Origin of the sequence: Kosakonia sp. WA-90 (assembly GCF_039871955.1) — a bacterium.
Classification (GTDB): domain Bacteria; phylum Pseudomonadota; class Gammaproteobacteria; order Enterobacterales; family Enterobacteriaceae; genus Kosakonia; species Kosakonia oryzendophytica.
On the sequence record NZ_JBDPLJ010000001.1, the window covers coordinates 216,656 to 232,089 of the forward strand.

Sequence of the window (15,434 nt, forward strand, 5' to 3'; positions counted from 1 at the left end):
ATCAAGGTTATTACGGGAGTGGAGAAAGGTCACCCCACCGTCTGGGGTGACCCGGCGATTAACGGATCGGCAGACCGTAAAGCAAACCACCTTTGGTCCACAGATTGTTTAAATCGCGATCCAGCGGTTCAGTGCTCTGCGGGCCGAAATGACGGTTGTAAATGTCGCCATAGTTGCCCACCTGTTTGACAATGTTGTACACCCATTTATCATCCAGACCGAGTTTCTGCCCAAAGCCGCCAGTCACGCCAAGCAGGCCCTGTACATCCGGGTCGGTGGATTTCAGTTCAGCGTCGACGTTGCTCTGGTTGACGTTCATCTCTTCGGCGTTAAACGTGGCGTAAACAACCCATTTCACAATGTCAAACCACTGGTCATCGCCTTTGCGCACCGCCATGGCCAGTGGCTCTTTCGAGTAGATGCCCGGCAGGATGATATGGTCGTCCGGTTTTTCCGCATCAAAAGTTTTGATGCCCGGCAACGCGACTTTGTCACGGGCAATCACATCGCAACGCCCGGCAAGGTAAGCCGCAACATATTCTTTATTATTCTCGATCACCACCGGCGTGTAGTGCAGGTTACGCGACGAGAAAATCTGCGCCACATTCTGCTCGGTGCTGCTGCCCGGCGTGATGCACACCGTTGCGCCGTCAAGATCTTCTACCTTTTTCACGCCGCTGTTGGCACGCACCATAAAACCAGTGCCGGTGTAGAAGTTAGGCGGAGCGAAGTTCAGCCCCAGCGACACATCGCGCGTCAGTGAAGCGGTAACATTACGTGATAACACATCGACTTCGCCTGACTGGATCGCCGCAAAACGCTGGGCGGTAGAGAGCGGGGTGAAGCGCACTTTGGATGCATCGCCAAATACCGCCGCCGCCAGTGCGCGGCAGAAGTCCACATCCAGACCTTCCCATTGGCCTTTGCTGTCAATCGAAGCAAAACCGTGGCGGGCAGGGTGAACGCCGCACACCAGTTCGCCGCGCGCTTTAATTTTCTTCAGCGTGTCGCCATTTGTGACGGGCGCATTTTCTGCTTGCGCAGGGAAAATAAAACTCCCCAGCGTCAGCAACAATACCGACGCCGCAAGGTGGGTTTTCTTCAGCATGGCTATTCCTTTTTAAAGGGTTGTTGTCAGATTAACTAACTGTATTTATTTATTTTTAAATAACACATCCGTTTGTATACCTATGTTCTTCACCTATAACGCATTTGGCAAAGAACGAATTCAGTAAAGCATATATGCCAAAGAAGTAAGGAATTATTTCACCCATCCTTCTATACCCTGCCACAGCAGTTGCGCACTAAGCAGGATCATCGTCACACGAAACAGCACGCGGAACAGTTTTTCGGGCAAATTATCCAGCACCCGGGTCCCCAGCCAGGTACCGAGCGCGCCGCTGATAATCATCGCCGCCAGCACCGGCAACCAGTTGGCCCAGGCAAACCCCATCAACCCAAAGGCCAGGATCTTCAACCCGTGCTGCAACACCATACAGGTGGCATGGGTGGCGATCAGCGGCTGGCGTTTCAGTCCTTGCGAACTGATAAGACCGGCGACCATTGGCCCAGTGGCACCCACAATCATCGTGCCAAGGCTGCTGAGTCCGCCGCCGATGATAAAGAACGGGCGACTCAATGGTTTTTGCTCCCCGCGTTTACGCAGCACCGACCAGAGAATAAACATCCCCAACGCAATACGGGCAAGACTGTCCGGAATGATTGCGGCCACCGGTGCGCCCACGGCAATACCTACCGCGCTGCCGAGCAGAAACCACAACACCAGCGGCCACACTACGTGCATACGCTGGATCAGCGTACGGCTCAGGTTCGAGCCCATTTGCACCATGCCGTGAACCGGCATCAGACTGCTGACCGGCATGCCCAGCCCCATGACCGCCAGCAGGGCCGTGCCACCACCGAGCCCCATTGCCGCCGTCAGCGCCGAGGTAAGAAAACTGCAAAACACCATTACGCCTGCAAACAGGGGCGATATTTCAGGGGGGATCCAGGTGATGGTCATTCGGGCATCCGGTTAGCGGTAATCATCCTGCAACAGGCGCTGATACAGCGCCTGCGCACCTTCCGCAGACAATACGCGACTGGCGCAGTCGAGGAATTTCTGTTCAATCAGGTTGTCAGGCAACGGAATTGCCGGGCTGGATCCCCGCGCCCCCGCCACACGCTGGCTGAATTGTCGACCATCGGTGGTGGTCAGTGTCACAAACGCGCTATGTGTGATCTCTTCGCTGTGTTTCTCCAGCGTGACCTTGTGCATCAGGGCTTGCGTTGTCGGGTCGAAGAAGCGCGTATCGTCAATAAAATCATCCAGCGTCAGCGTGCCGGTGACAAACGCGCGCGCCACGCAATAATGCAGACTGAACTTCCCGGCGAGCGGGTTTTCCGGCAGGGGAATATTGATGTGCGGAAAACGAATCGGGTGAACCTTGATATCAATGCGTTCAATCGCCTCCGGTGAAAGCCCGGTCTCTTCGCGCAGCGCCAGGATGCCATCCAGCGGCGACAAAATCGCATAGCAGCAGGGGAAGTATTTGTAGTTGTTGCTTTTCACCGTATCAAGAATAAAGGGGGTGGCTTCCCAGCGTTCCGTTAGCGGCAGGGGATCGACATTTGCCTCGCCGTTATAAACGTGAAAATACCCCTGATGATGTTCAAACGCCGTCGCGCCAGCGCTGAATCCCTCTTTCGCCAGTTTGCACGCCATCACGGCACTGCGTGCTGCCTGGCCCACGGCTAACGCTTTGGTTTCGCTACCGAAGTTCGACTTGATCCCCGATGCCAGCGACGCCGTCATCGCCAGCGCAGTGGCCGTTTGTTGTTGATTGAGATCCAGCAATACTGCACAAGCGGCGACACCGGCGAAAACACCCACGGTGGTGGTCGGGTGCCAGCCGTGACGATACTGGAACGGGCTAACCGCTTTTCCCATGCGCACGGCAGTTTCATAACCCGTGATATACGCGCGCAACAGTGCTTCGCCATGGCGACCCTGTTCATCTGCCAGCGCCAGCAGCGCAGGCAGTACGGCCACAGAAATATGCCCGTGCAACCAGGAGTTGGAATCATCAAAATCAAGCAAGTGTGAGGAAACGCCGTTTAACAGGGCGGCATCCAGCGCGTTCAGTTTCAGGTCAGTGCCGAAGACGCGGCTGTTGCCGCTTGCGGCAGACGGCACAATGACGGACCGCAGTTTACTGGCGCCATCCTGTACGCCGCCAGCCAGCGTAACGCCGAGAGTATCAATAATGGCGGTACGCGCATTGCTGTATGCAGCCTGCGGAAACGCCTGCCGGGAGAACGCCAGTAAATTACCGGCAAGTTGTCGGGCAATGGTCATCTAACAGAGTTCCTGTGCAAAAAAAGAATCAGCGATCGCCCGCAAGCAGTTCCGTCATGCGGGCCAGTGAGCCTGGGCGCTCGAAATGGCAGGCCGCATCGTAGAGATCTGCGCTACGCACCGCACCGAGAACCGGAATAGTGAGGGCGTCAAACTTGGCGCGTAACTCTTCATCGCTCAGTGGGTTTTGCGCGTGGCCGCGATAGACATCAGTATGGGCGTGAAGCACCTCGCCGTCATCCAGCCAGACATCGATAAAAGCCGAACTGGCGGACTGACCGTCAACGGCTTCTACCTGCAGCAAAGGCAGCAGGGCGCGCGGTTGCGGATCGTCCACGGTTGCCTGCGTGAAATCGGTGTCCGTCAAATTGTAACCACTTAAAGCAAGGGTAATACAATGAGGGATACTGAATTTGCTCTCCAGCGGAGTACGCGGTTCCATAATCCCGGCATTGACCATCCCCATTGGGTGCACTTTGGCGCTAATACGGGTAATTTTCCGCCCTTGCAGTTGCGGGTAAATTTTTCGCGCAGTTTCAATCGACGCATGTGTGCCGCGGCAGCTGGCGTAAAGCTTGTAACCGTTGGTCAGCAGTTCCCAACTCTCGCCAAAGTCCAGCGGCGGTATTTCCGCGCTGCCATCCTGAATAAAGATTTTGACCCAACCGTCCGCTTCATAAAAATGGTGCGCGCCAACGAAGTTTTCTGCCGCCAGTTGCGCCGCCATAATGCCATCCATCGCTGCTTTACCGGCATGGAAAGGCTTGCCGTGCGTCCCGGAGGATTTTTGCAGCCCCCCCATCATGGTCGCTGCAGCCCCAAGTGCATTGCGAATCTGCTCTTCAGAAAGTTGTAAAATAGCGGCAGCAACCGCCGCTGCACCGGCTCGTCCAACTACCGACGTGGGGTGGAATCCCCGGCGTTGTAGATTGCGTCCGACGCCGGGTACCCAACCGCCGCCCAGTTTTGCCATCACTTCAAAGCCGGTAATAAACGCGAGCAGCACTCTCTCTTCTTCGACCGGATACGCCTGCGCCATCGCCAGCGCGGTAGACCAGCACGGTCCGCCCGGGTGTCCGGCACCGGCAGGGTGTGTATCGTCGTAATCCGCCGCATGTGCCATGGTGGCATTCACCAGCGCGGCAAGAGCAGGAGTTGTCGTTCCCGAAAGGAACATGCGCGCATCACCAACGGCGTTCCAGTTTTTTGCCACCTGGCGAACCGCGGTTACGGCATCGTCATTAACCGCGCCAATCGCTACGCCGAGATAATCAATCAGGGCGCGTTTTGCTTCATGTCGAACGGCGGGGGGAATAGTGAGTTGATGAGCCTGGTGAATAAACTGGCTGAGCTGTTCTCCACGGGTTAATGCAGCGTCTCTTTTTTTAGTCATCGTGAAACAAAGATCCCTGGTGTTGACCTATAAATATAAAAGCAGAAACTCTCTTTGTGTTTATTTGAATTCATTTGTATACAATGAATGTAAAATAAACATAGCAGCCATTCCGTAAACGTCAAAAGATGTTTTTTAGATAAGCAAAGAATAAAAAAAGCATAGACGTCACCTATCCTGTGGCAAGATGTCCGACGGCAGGGTGCCAGCCTTTATCAGGGTCATCACACAGACAAACGGAGCTTAAACGTGAAATCGACGGGTCGCGACACAGGCTTAACGCCTTTTGAAATCTTGCTTTCCGCCATTGAAGCGGGGGATCTGCAACCAGGGGAACGTTTGCAGGAAACACGACTGGCAGAACAGTTTGGTATTAGCCGTACACCTATCCGTGAAGCCCTTCACCGGCTGGAGACACTCGGGCTTGCCGAGCCTGGCCCGCAGCGTGGGTTGATCATTGCCCACATCGGTTATGAGCGGCTGCGCCAGCTGTTTGACGTTCGCGAAGGTCTGGAGCGTCTGGCGATGGATCTGGCGGTCACAGCCGCCTCCAGCGAAGAGATTGCACTGTTGCAGGAGATGGTGGATATCGAAGCCACACTGACCGACAGTAAAGCACTGCACGATCATAACCGTATGTTCCACCGTCAGATTTATCGCGCAACGCACAACCCCTATCTGAATGAAATGCTGGATAACTTGCGTATTCACCTGTCGCTGTTGCGCAACACCACCTACGAATTGCCGGAGCGTACTCTTGAAGCCAAACGTGAACACCAGGCCATTGTCGATGCGCTGACCCGTCGCGACCGCGCAGCGGCCCAGGATGCTGCCAGTCAGCATATTCGCAATGGCTATCGCGCACGGCTCACTATTTTAAGCCAACGAGAACGCTAAAAGAATGGCCCTTAATTGGCCGACGAGATTTTAACATTCTTGCTAGACTGGCGTGATGGCAGCATCTATGTAGATTTTGTGTGGGCATTTTGAGGGCAGCATTTCGTGTTAGCGACTTTGATTTACCGTAGCCGACTGAATCGAACATTAGATCCCTCTCAACTGACTAACCTTGTCGAGCGAGCAAGCCTGCGTAATTCACAATTGCAGGTAACGGGCATCTTACTGTTCGACGGCGATCATTTTTTGCAGGTTCTTGAAGGACCGCTGGCGTCTGTCAACGCTGTTTTTGAACGAATCAAACGGGATCATCGCCACGGTAATGTGGTGGAGCTCTTACGTGATTTTGCACCTCGTCGTCGCTTTGTCGATCGCGGCATGACGCTGTTTGATTTACGCGTAATGAAGCCGGCAGCAGCACTGCGCGCTATTCTGCGGTTTGGCACGTTGCGCTACCAGTTGGCCAGTATCGACCGGGTATACAAATTTATCCGTAATTTTATCGCTTCGCAGAATAACAATGATCGGGTACGCAGTACGTCGCCGGAGCACTGGTGCTTTGTCTGTAAGACGCCGCCGTTCACGCACACCAACGCGCCGGTCTTCACCGAACAACCCTGCCAGTTTGCCTTTCAGCCCATCATCGAGCCACTGCGCGGGAATATTTCCTCTATCGAAGCGTTGATCCGCGGCCCAAACGGCGGCAGTCCGCTGGAGTATTTCTCCAGCATCCCGTCGGACAAACTGCATGAAGCCGATCTGGCGTCCAAAGCCTGGGCGCTGGCGATGGCCAGCCGTATGGGGATCGGCAATCATAAGGTGGCGATAAACCTGTTACCCATGTCGCTGGTCAAAATCCCCGGTGCAGTGGATATTTTGCTCAGTCATATTACGCGTAACAATCTCAATCCCGGGCAGATTATCGTTGAGGTAACGGAAGACGAAGTGATCTCGGGGTATGAAGAGTTTACCTGGGCTATTCGCCAGCTTCGCGCCGCCGGTATTGGCCTCGCCATTGATGACTTCGGTTCCGGTTTCGCCGGGCTATCGCTACTGGCGAAGTTCCAGCCGGACAAACTGAAAATCGACCGCACGATCGTGACCGATATCCATCTGCATGGCCCGAAACAGGCGATTGTCAAAGCCATCATTGATTGCTGTGCAGAACTGCAAATCACGGTGGTAGCAGAAGGGGTCGAAAAAGTGGAAGAGTGGTGCTGGCTGGAGGCAGTCGGCATTGAACGTTTCCAGGGCTTCCTGTTCGCCCGCCCGGTGCTCAATGGTATCTCGCCCATTAACTGGCCGCACAGAATCTCACGCTAAACAACGTTATATGCCCGTGTTGCCCGCTCTGACTTCCCCTGTGTAAAAGCAGGGGCCAACTCCCGCTTAACGCCTGTTCGGTGCGAATGACGCGCTTATTTGGCTTATAAATCATCGTGCTTCTATGCTTAACAGAATAACAGTGGATGTGGCTTTGGAGGGATAATGAAATTCAGGAAAAATGTTGCGCGTGCACTCGCGCTCAACTCATCTCTTGGCCGCAGTATCACTTTTTTTATGGCAGGGCTGCTGTTAGCTGGCATTGTCACCTGTGTCTGGACGCTGACGCGATCGTGGGACAAGACCGTGCAGGACGCGGAGCGTAGCGCCATTAATCTCTCTGTCTCGCAGTCACGCCAGGCAGAAGACACTTTTTTGCAGGCGGAGCTGGTCCTGCGTGAAGTGCGCCGCAATATTCCGCAGGAAGGGCTGGCGTCGATCACCATTCCTCCCTTTAACACCTATCTGGCCGAACTGAAAGATCGGGTTCCGCAGTTGCATGGCGTGATGGTTTTTGACGCGCAGGGGATAATGCTGGCCACATCGCTCGACAAACGCCCGCTGATGACTAACTACAGCGATCGTGAATACTTTATTTATCATCGCCGCAACAATCACGGCAGTCTGCACATTGGACATGTGATCCGCAGCCGCTCCACCGGGGACATGGTGATCCCGGTATCGTTACGTATCAACGATGCGGCAGGCGGTTTTGAGGGCGTATTGCTGGCCACGGTAAAAGTGGAGTATTTCCGCCATTTCTATGGCTATTTCGAGCTTCAGGATCGCGACCTGCTGGCGTTATTAACCACTGACGGCACGACCTTATATGTGCGCCCGTATGGTGATGAGACCATCAACCAAAACCTCTCCTCCAGCCCCTTGTTCACCCGCGAATTGTCGCAAAAAGATCGCGGCCACGGCACCTGGGTGTCCACGCTGGATAACATAGAGCGTATTTATGGTTTTGCCCGCTCGGAGCGCTACCCGCTGGTGGTTGCCGCAGGTTACGATAAATCCGCCTTGTGGAATAGCTGGTTACGCGGCAGCCTGCCGGATATCGTTTTAAACGCCATGCTGCTGCTCGGCACGCTGCTTATGGGCGCGATCATTTTCCGCCAGGTCCGGCTTAACGTACGAAATCAGACGCAACTGACGACGCTGCGGGATGAGCTGACCAGCATTAACCACACGCTGCAACTGATGGCGCTGGCCGATGGTCTGACCGGGCTTGCCAACCGCCGCCAGTTCGATCTGTTCTTGTCGCAGAGCCTCAAAAACTCAGCGCAAACGCAAAAACCGGTGTCACTCATCATGATCGATATCGACTACTTCAAACGCTATAACGATTTTTACGGCCACGTTGCCGGAGATAACTGTTTACGGCTGGTGGGCGATATTCTGCAAAAACTGCAACTGAACAAGAACGACCTGATTGCCCGTTATGGCGGTGAAGAGTTTGCCATCATCCTGCCGGATACCGGGCCAGAAGCAGCGCTGTTTGTTGCACGACGCGCCGTCAGTATGGTAAGAGGGGCGAAAATCCCGCACTCACAGGCAGGCGGGCAGCACGCAGTAGTAACCATTAGCGCAGGGTGTTACAGCGTGATTGCCGATGCTGATTTTGATGACGCCATTCGCCTGAAGGAGGGCGCAGATAAAGCACTTTATCAGGCGAAGATAGAAGGGCGTGACCGTGCGATGGCGACCAGCGATAGCTAAACCGTCAGATCGCGGGTCAGATAGTGGCGCTGCATTCCCGGTTGCGGGAAGTCCGGCAGCGTCATTTTCAGCACATACCCTAATTTTTGATAAAACGGCAAGGCCTGAAAACTGAACGTATCCACCAGCGCATGGCGGCACCCCATCGCCAGCGCCTCTTTCGCCGTACGCTGCATCAGCTCACGTCCCAGTCCGGAACCACGCCGATCTTCATGCACCCACACATAGTGAATATTCAGCCATTCGCCTTCCTGTCGGGCAATCACACCACCTTGCATCACATCGTGCTCATCACGTGAATAGACCGCCAGATGCCCCCACAAACTGACATCAATAAACTGCTTATTGTAACGTCTTAGCCCCGTGAACAGTTCTTCCTGATCCTGCGCAGTGATGTCGTGCTTCACAATCAAACCCATGCGATTTTCCTTTAAAACGTTAAGTCCCGACATCGTAATAAAAAAAAGCCCGATAACGCTACGACTATCGGGCCTTCGGCAGGCGACATACATCAACAGGCTTACAGTTTCTTCAGAAACGCCAGCAAATCATCGTTTAACTGGTCCTGGTGGGTTACCGCAAAACCGTGCGGACCGTTGTCATACACTTTCAGCTCCGCCCCGGCGATCAACTCAGCCGACAGTTTGCCCGTTGCTTCAAACGGCACGATCTGGTCATTGCTGCCATGAATCACCAGAGTGGGCACATCCACTTTCGCCACATCCGGACGGAAGTCGGTTTCAGAAAAGGCAGTGACGCAGTCCAGCGTGCCTTTTAGCGATGCCAGCAGGGCAATATTCAGCGTTTGCGTCAGCACGCCCTCAGAAACCTTCTGCCCGGCGTTCAGACCGTAAAACGGGGTGGCAAAATCACTGATAAACTGTGCGCGATCTTTACGCAAACCCGCCTGGATACCGTCAAATACGCTTTTGTCCACACCCTGCGGATGATCGGCAGTTTTACCGAAAATCGGCGTCACCGCCCCCAGCAACACCAGGCCCGCAACGCGTGCGCTACCGTAACGGCCGATATAACGGGTCACATCGCCGCCGCCCATTGAGAAGCCCACCAGGGTTACCTCATTGAGATCAAGCGTCGTGATCAGATCGTTAATGTCCGATGCGAAGGTATCGTAGTTATAGCCGTTCCACGGTTGATCGGAACGCCCAAAACCACGGCGGTCAAACGCAATAACACGGTAACCACGCTCGGCGAGGAAATTGAGCTGGCTGTCCCACATATCACCATCCAGCGGCCAACCATGGCTGAACAGCACCGGCTTACCCGTCCCCCAGTCTTTGTAATAAATCTGAGTACCATCCTGCGTCTTAAATGTGCTCATCTGCTTACCTCATCGTTAAGTAGTGGGTGATTGCCATAAACTTACCGCTCACCGGGCGCTATCAGATACCGCATAACCGGCGAGACGCCGCCCCGGTGGAACGCCAGCACGCGCTCCTGAATCAAACGGTCATTGACCGTATGACGCTCATGCTGGCGCAAATGCTCAATCCACGATCCCATCAACCAGGTTTCCACGAACACCCCAGGCTGACGGATATCCTCGTACACTGCCCACCCCATCGCGCCAGTGCGTCGCCGCACACGCCGCATCTCCTGGATGGCCAGCATAAAGTGTTGTGCTTCCTGCGGTTCAATCTGGTATTCACAACTCACCAGCACCGGCCCGCGTTCATGAGCCACGGTCATCTCAACTAAGCCGTCCGGCGGCCCGATAAGATCGAGATTCAGTGCGGCATCTTTTTCCAGCCGCCAGCGTAAAACTGTAGCAGCCCCCAGCAACATTCCCACTGTCGCCGCACACAGCGACCATGAAATGCCATACGCCGAGGCCAGTTTTCCCCAAAGGGCGCTGCCCAGCGTCATCGAACCGAAAAATACCGTCAGATAGACCGCCAGCGCCCGTGCTTTCACCCAACGCGCCGCGCTCCGCTGCGCGCCAACGTTAAGCGTCGACAGCACAGCTATCCATGCAAACCCGGTGAAAAACTCAAACAGATTCAGCAGCCAGAAATGACGGACAAACGCCAGCGCCAGCATGGTCAGGGCAAACAGTAAACTGGCCGATACCATCATCTGATCGGCATTCAGTCGCTTACGCAGCGTCGGCAGCACCACGGCACCGCAAATCGCTCCCAGACCAATGCAGGCGAGCATAATGCCGTAACCGCCTGGCCCGAGCCCCAGTTCACGGCGTGCCACCAGCGGCAGCATTGCCCACCCGGCGCTACCAAAGAGGAAAAAAGCCACGGTGCGCGCCAGTACGTTGCGCAGCACTGGCGCCGCATGCACATAGCGTAGTCCGCCACGGATAGCGGTAAAGAAGTGCTCAGGCGGCAGGCGTTGCAGTGTCGTTTGTGGTTTCCAGCGGTGCAGCACATAGCCGACGCCCAGCACGGACAGGGCGTTGAGCATAAACACCATCCATGGCCCGGCAAACGAGAGGATCAAACCGCCTAACGCGGGGCCGATGGCGCGACTGATATTGATCCCCAACGAGTTGAGGGCAATCGCCGGGCTGAGCTCCTGTTTTTCCACCAGATCCGGCACGATGGCCTGAAAAGCAGGGGAACTGAGCGCCGCGCCGGTGCTGAGCAAAAACGTGGCAGCCAGCAACACTTCCGGTGTGACATTGCCGGTAAATGACAGCAGCGCCAGCCCTGCGGCGGCACAGAACGTCCACACCTGCGAAAAAAGCAGGATTTTGCGACGCTCGACAATATCCGCGAGCACCCCGGCAGGCAGGACAAACAGGAACATCGGCAGACTGCTGGCCGCCTGTACCAGTGCCACCGCCAGCGGATCCGCACTCAACGAGAGCATCGTCCAGTTCACGCCAATATCGCTCATCCATGAGCCGATATTGGACACCACCGTCGCAATCCATAGCATGCGAAACACGCGCTGACGCAGCGGTTGCCAGGCCGATCCAGAGGGTTCTCCCGCAGAAGGTGGTGACACTGTCACTGCTGCATGCAGTTCGTTTTGTTGCGTCATGCAAGGGCTCCTCTGGCAGGCAGGGTGACGCGCCAGCGACCCGGCCCGGTCAGCAACAGGGTGGTAAAGATAATCAGCAACAGCCAGCCGAATTGCCCCTCCGCCAGCGACCAGTCCGCATGCACCACCAGCATCGCCACCAGTAAAACGACGATGATCGGCACACATGCCAGACGCGCCCAGAGACCGGCGATGATAAACAGCGGGCAGACAACCTCGGCAAAAATGGCCGGTAACAGGCTCATCCACGGGCCGAAACCGAACGGATCCTCGATGTGCGCCAGTTCGTCGGTAAAATGGACGATTTTCGGCAGACCGTGTACATACAGCAGCAGCAGACTGCCCGTCAGGCGCAGGAATAACAGCCCCATATCAATACGGGGCGCAGAGACCGGAAATGTTGATGTTTTCATGATGTCAGAACGCAAAGCAGCTACAGCCAAGGGCACCCCAGAACGCGTTCTCATCCGCTACCGGCACGGCGGAGCCGCGGGCGATATCATGCTGATGAACGTGAACCCCACACGGCCCGGAACAGTGGTGCATCCCCGCAGCCTGACCCACACGCGCCGTCTGTGGCGGTGCGCTGCGATAATGCCCGGGCACGTTCACCACAGGAGACCACTCCGGCAGTACCGGGATCGCCGGTGGTGCTAACGGTGCAAAACGACCTGCGGCATACACAATCTCACCGCCCACCACCGTCAGTACCGACTCAATGCCTTTGATCTCTTCTTCCGGCACGCGGAAATAGTCTTTACTCAGCACCACCAGGTCTGCCAGTTGACCGGCTTTGATCTGACCTTTTTTCCCCTGTTCGCTGGAGAACCAGGCACTGCCTTGCGTCCACAGCAACAGGGCGGTATCACGATCGAGTCGCGCACTGCTTTCGTACATCTGCATACCGCCGACGGTACGCCCGGAGACCAGCCAGTAGAGTGCCGTCCACGGGTTATAGCTGGCGACACGAGTGGCATCGGTTCCCAGACCAACCGGCAACCCCGCTTCCAGCATGCGCGCTACCGGTGGCGTATGTTTCGTGGCTTGCTGACCGTAGCGCTCGGCGAAATACTCGCCCTGAAACGCCATCCGGTGCTGTACAGCAATGCCGCCGCCCAGCGCTTTGACACGCTCAATATTGGCTTCGGTAATGGTTTCCGCATGGTCGAAGAACCAGTGCAGACCATCAAAGGGGATCTCGCGATTCACTTTTTCGAACACATCCAGCATGCGGCTGATGGACTCGTTATAGGTGGCGTGCAGGCGGAACGGCCAACGGTGTTCGACCAGGTGGCGTACCACGCGCTCCAGTTCCTCTTCCATACCTGCTGCCAGATCCGGGCGCGGTTCAAGGAAGTCCTCAAAATCTGCTGCGGAGAACACCAGCATTTCACCTGCGCCATTATGGCGGAAGAAATCGCTGCCCTGACCGGGCGTCAGCATGTCGGTCCATTTTTCAAAGTCTTCCAGCTCATGCCCCGGACGCTGGGTAAACAGGTTATAGGCAATGCGCACCGTCATCTGTTTTTTGGCGTGCAGTTCGGCAATCACCTCATAATCTTCCGGGTAGTTCTGGAAACCGCCGCCTGCGTCGATAGCGCTGGTCAGGCCGAGGCGGTTCAGTTCGCGCATAAACTGGCGCGTGGAATTGACCTGCTGCTCCAGCGGCAATTTCGGGCCTTTCGCCAGCGTGGCGTAGAGGATCATCGCGTTCGGGCGGGCGATCAACATGCCGGTAGGGTTGCCGTTACGGTCACGCTGGATCTCGCCGCCGGGTGGGTTAGGGGTATCGCGTGTGTAACCGACCACCTTTAGCGCGGCGCGGTTAAGCAGGGCGCGATCGTAGAGATGAAGGATAAAAACCGGGGTGTCCGGTGCAGCCTCGTTGATTTCATCCAGCGTCGGCATGCGTCGCTCGGCAAACTGAAACTCTGTCCAGCCGCCCACCACGCGCACCCACTGCGGCGAGGGGGTACGCAGCGCCTGTTCTTTCAGCATACGCAGCGCATCCGCCAGTGAAGGCACGCCTTCCCAGCGCAGTTCCAGGTTGTAGTTCAGCCCGCCGCGAATCAGGTGCAAGTGGGAGTCATTAAGACCCGGGATCGCGGTCTGACCCTGCAAATCGATAACCTTGGTGCGCTCGCCCTGCCAGGCCATCACCTCTGCGGCAGTGCCGACGTTGACAAACTTTCCGTCACGGATGGCAACCGCGTCGGCAAACGGGTTTTCGCGATCGACCGTGTGAAACTGGCCATTAAGCAATATCAGTTCTGCGTGTGTGAGCGAATCCATCATTCCTCCAGTCTGAGTCGGCGCATAGCGGCCGGTAAGCATTGGGAGGGATTATGGCGACGGGAATAAAGCGCAGGATAGTTGTACCAAAGTATAGGTATACCAAAGGATAGTTATACGATCAGATAATGGTTTTGCCGGGGCGGGGTACCTACCATGCAGCCAACGATAGCGATGACCCGTCGTTTGCTGTCTGAACATAGCGTTCTTCACTTTAACCTCTATGGGTACTGATATGACAACCTCGAAGCTTGAAGTCCTGACCCCGGCTAACTGTCAGTTAATCTTTATCGATCACCAGCCGCAGATGGCGTTCGGCGTGCAGTCCATTGACCGCCAGGTGCTGAAAAACAATACCGTCGCGCTGGCGAAAGCCGCGAAGGTCTTCAATATCCCGACAATCATTACCACCGTGGAAACCGAAAGCTTCTCCGGCAACACCTATCCTGAACTGCTGGATGTGTTCCCGGAGCAGGATATTCTGGAACGCACCTCAATGAACTCCTGGGACGACCAGAAGGTGCGCGAAGCGCTGGCTGCTAACGGCAAACGCAAAGTGGTGGTTTCCGGTCTGTGGACAGAAGTGTGCAACAACACCTTCTCGCTGTGCGCCATGCTGGAAGGCGACTACGAAATCTATATGGTGGCCGACGCTTCTGGCGGCACCTCAAAAGAGGCACATGACTACGCCATGCAGCGCATGATTCAGGCGGGCGTGATCCCGGTGACCTGGCAGCAGGTGATGCTGGAGTGGCAGCGCGACTGGGCGCACCGCGAAACCTACGACGCGGTCATGGCGATTGTAAAAGAGCACTCTGGCGCGTATGGCATGGGCGTTGATTACGCCTACACCATGGTGCACAAAGCGCCATCCAGAGCCAAAGCCGGTCACCGCACGCTGGCACCGGTTCCGGCGCGTTAAGCGCCTCGCTGACCGGTACCGACCGGTCAGCACACTTCCTTCATTTATCCCCGGCAGGAGAAAGCCATGAATATCGGCCTGATATCGTTCGCCACCGGCGTGCTGATCGGCGTGATCTACGCGCTGCTGAAAGTACGCTCTCCCGCGCCGCCCGCCATTGCACTGGTCGGTTTGCTTGGCATGTTGCTGGGCGAACAGCTGATGACCACCCTGATAACACACTCAAGCGCAGGGTAAGCCTATGAAATCCTGGATTGTCTCACTCCTTGTCGGTGTTCTGGCAGGGGGGATTTATGCTTTACTAAAGGTTCACTCGCCCGCACCGCCGGTGGTCGCGCTGTTCGGCTTGTTTGGCATGCTGGTGGGGGAACAACTGGTTCCGGCCATTCGCAGGCTGATCGCCCGCGAACCGTTAACCCTGGCGTGGTTTCGCCATGAGTGCGTGCCCAAAATCAGCGGCGCGCCGCAGCCTGAACGTTCAGACTCGCCGCCGCATTAGCGATGCCCGA

Annotated in this window: 15 protein-coding genes; 6 read left to right on the forward strand and 9 right to left on the reverse strand. The window is 56.0% G+C overall.

The window, feature by feature from the left end; translation table 11 throughout:
- Positions 1-58 precede the first annotated feature (58 nt).
- The 4 genes from ABGA49_RS00980 to ABGA49_RS00995 form a co-directional block, all read right to left on the reverse strand.
- A complete protein-coding gene (locus ABGA49_RS00980; protein WP_061495853.1) occupies positions 59-1,108 on the reverse strand; it encodes an amino acid ABC transporter substrate-binding protein in 1,050 nt (349 codons plus the stop codon).
- A 153-nt stretch (positions 1,109-1,261) separates the two neighbouring features.
- Positions 1,262-2,023, reverse strand: coding sequence for a sulfite exporter TauE/SafE family protein (locus ABGA49_RS00985; protein ID WP_061495851.1), 762 nt, complete (start codon positions 2,021-2,023; stop codon positions 1,262-1,264).
- Between the two features lie 12 nt (positions 2,024-2,035).
- Entirely contained in the window at positions 2,036-3,358 is a 1,323-nt protein-coding gene (locus ABGA49_RS00990) for an MmgE/PrpD family protein (RefSeq protein ID WP_061495849.1), read from the reverse strand.
- Positions 3,359-3,386: 28 nt separating this feature from the next.
- On the reverse strand, positions 3,387-4,751 hold the full coding sequence (locus tag ABGA49_RS00995) for an MmgE/PrpD family protein (protein ID WP_061495847.1): 1,365 nt from the start codon (positions 4,749-4,751) through the stop codon (positions 3,387-3,389).
- 249 nt (positions 4,752-5,000) lie between these two features.
- Here ABGA49_RS00995 and ABGA49_RS01000 point away from each other — a divergent pair, with 249 nt between their 5' ends.
- The 3 genes from ABGA49_RS01000 to ABGA49_RS01010 all read left to right on the forward strand — a co-directional run bounded on the left by ABGA49_RS01000 (position 5,001) and on the right by ABGA49_RS01010 (position 8,693).
- On the forward strand, positions 5,001-5,648 hold the full coding sequence (locus ABGA49_RS01000) for a GntR family transcriptional regulator (protein ID WP_347664986.1): 648 nt from the start codon (positions 5,001-5,003) through the stop codon (positions 5,646-5,648).
- Positions 5,649-5,753: 105 nt separating this feature from the next.
- Entirely contained in the window at positions 5,754-6,971 is a 1,218-nt protein-coding gene (locus tag ABGA49_RS01005) for a diguanylate phosphodiesterase (protein WP_061495844.1), read from the forward strand.
- 165 nt (positions 6,972-7,136) lie between these two features.
- The gene (locus ABGA49_RS01010; protein WP_347664987.1) at positions 7,137-8,693 is read left to right on the forward strand and encodes a sensor domain-containing diguanylate cyclase; all 1,557 of its coding nucleotides are present in this window, start codon (positions 7,137-7,139) and stop codon (positions 8,691-8,693) included.
- On the opposite strand, the gene ABGA49_RS01015 is transcribed toward ABGA49_RS01010, so the two are convergent.
- The 5 genes from ABGA49_RS01015 to ABGA49_RS01035 form a co-directional block, all read right to left on the reverse strand.
- On the reverse strand, positions 8,690-9,112 hold the full coding sequence (locus ABGA49_RS01015) for a GNAT family N-acetyltransferase (RefSeq protein ID WP_061495840.1): 423 nt from the start codon (positions 9,110-9,112) through the stop codon (positions 8,690-8,692). The two genes, ABGA49_RS01010 and ABGA49_RS01015, sit on opposite strands and share 4 nt — an antisense overlap.
- Positions 9,113-9,213: 101 nt before the next feature.
- Entirely contained in the window at positions 9,214-10,035 is an 822-nt protein-coding gene (locus tag ABGA49_RS01020; RefSeq protein ID WP_088237544.1) for an alpha/beta hydrolase, read from the reverse strand.
- A gap of 41 nt (positions 10,036-10,076) precedes the next feature.
- Positions 10,077-11,711: an MFS transporter gene (locus ABGA49_RS01025; RefSeq protein WP_347664988.1), complete on the reverse strand. Its 1,635-nt coding sequence runs from the start codon at positions 11,709-11,711 to the stop codon at positions 10,077-10,079.
- Positions 11,708-12,124: a DoxX family protein gene (locus ABGA49_RS01030; protein ID WP_347664989.1), complete on the reverse strand. Its 417-nt coding sequence runs from the start codon at positions 12,122-12,124 to the stop codon at positions 11,708-11,710. The genes ABGA49_RS01025 and ABGA49_RS01030 overlap by 4 nt, the downstream gene beginning before the upstream one ends.
- A 4-nt stretch (positions 12,125-12,128) precedes the next feature.
- A complete protein-coding gene (locus ABGA49_RS01035; protein WP_061495834.1) occupies positions 12,129-14,003 on the reverse strand; it encodes an amidohydrolase in 1,875 nt (624 codons plus the stop codon).
- A gap of 235 nt (positions 14,004-14,238) precedes the next feature.
- Here ABGA49_RS01035 and ABGA49_RS01040 point away from each other — a divergent pair, with 235 nt between their 5' ends.
- The 3 genes from ABGA49_RS01040 to ABGA49_RS01050 all read left to right on the forward strand — a co-directional run bounded on the left by ABGA49_RS01040 (position 14,239) and on the right by ABGA49_RS01050 (position 15,424).
- Positions 14,239-14,925: a hydrolase gene (locus ABGA49_RS01040; RefSeq protein ID WP_347664990.1), complete on the forward strand. Its 687-nt coding sequence runs from the start codon at positions 14,239-14,241 to the stop codon at positions 14,923-14,925.
- Positions 14,926-14,991: 66 nt separating this feature from the next.
- Positions 14,992-15,162 (forward strand): DUF1427 family protein, encoded by a 171-nt coding sequence (locus ABGA49_RS01045; protein WP_071890019.1) that lies wholly within the window; start codon positions 14,992-14,994, stop codon positions 15,160-15,162.
- Positions 15,163-15,166: 4 nt separating this feature from the next.
- Positions 15,167-15,424, forward strand: a complete 258-nt coding sequence (locus tag ABGA49_RS01050) for a DUF1427 family protein (protein ID WP_061495830.1) — start codon at positions 15,167-15,169, stop codon at positions 15,422-15,424.
- Positions 15,425-15,434: the final 10 nt, after the last annotated feature.

Excerpts from the sequence above, each read along its gene's own strand:
- ABGA49_RS00980 (WP_061495853.1), bottom strand. The coding sequence starts at position 1,108 with ATGCTGAAGAAAACCCACCTTGCGGCGTCGGTATTGTTGCTGACGCTG.
- ABGA49_RS00985 (WP_061495851.1), bottom strand. The coding sequence starts at position 2,023 with ATGACCATCACCTGGATCCCCCCTGAAATATCGCCCCTGTTTGCAGGC.
- ABGA49_RS00990 (WP_061495849.1), bottom strand. The coding sequence starts at position 3,358 with ATGACCATTGCCCGACAACTTGCCGGTAATTTACTGGCGTTCTCCCGG.
- ABGA49_RS00995 (WP_061495847.1), bottom strand. The coding sequence starts at position 4,751 with ATGACTAAAAAAAGAGACGCTGCATTAACCCGTGGAGAACAGCTCAGC.
- ABGA49_RS01010 (WP_347664987.1), top strand. The coding sequence starts at position 7,137 with ATGAAATTCAGGAAAAATGTTGCGCGTGCACTCGCGCTCAACTCATCT.
- ABGA49_RS01015 (WP_061495840.1), bottom strand. The coding sequence starts at position 9,112 with ATGGGTTTGATTGTGAAGCACGACATCACTGCGCAGGATCAGGAAGAA.
- ABGA49_RS01020 (WP_088237544.1), bottom strand. The coding sequence starts at position 10,035 with ATGAGCACATTTAAGACGCAGGATGGTACTCAGATTTATTACAAAGAC.
- ABGA49_RS01025 (WP_347664988.1), bottom strand. The coding sequence starts at position 11,711 with ATGACGCAACAAAACGAACTGCATGCAGCAGTGACAGTGTCACCACCT.
- ABGA49_RS01030 (WP_347664989.1), bottom strand. The coding sequence starts at position 12,124 with ATGAAAACATCAACATTTCCGGTCTCTGCGCCCCGTATTGATATGGGG.
- ABGA49_RS01035 (WP_061495834.1), bottom strand. The coding sequence starts at position 14,003 with ATGGATTCGCTCACACACGCAGAACTGATATTGCTTAATGGCCAGTTT.
- ABGA49_RS01040 (WP_347664990.1), top strand. The coding sequence starts at position 14,239 with ATGACAACCTCGAAGCTTGAAGTCCTGACCCCGGCTAACTGTCAGTTA.
- ABGA49_RS01045 (WP_071890019.1), top strand. The coding sequence starts at position 14,992 with ATGAATATCGGCCTGATATCGTTCGCCACCGGCGTGCTGATCGGCGTG.
- ABGA49_RS01050 (WP_061495830.1), top strand. The coding sequence starts at position 15,167 with ATGAAATCCTGGATTGTCTCACTCCTTGTCGGTGTTCTGGCAGGGGGG.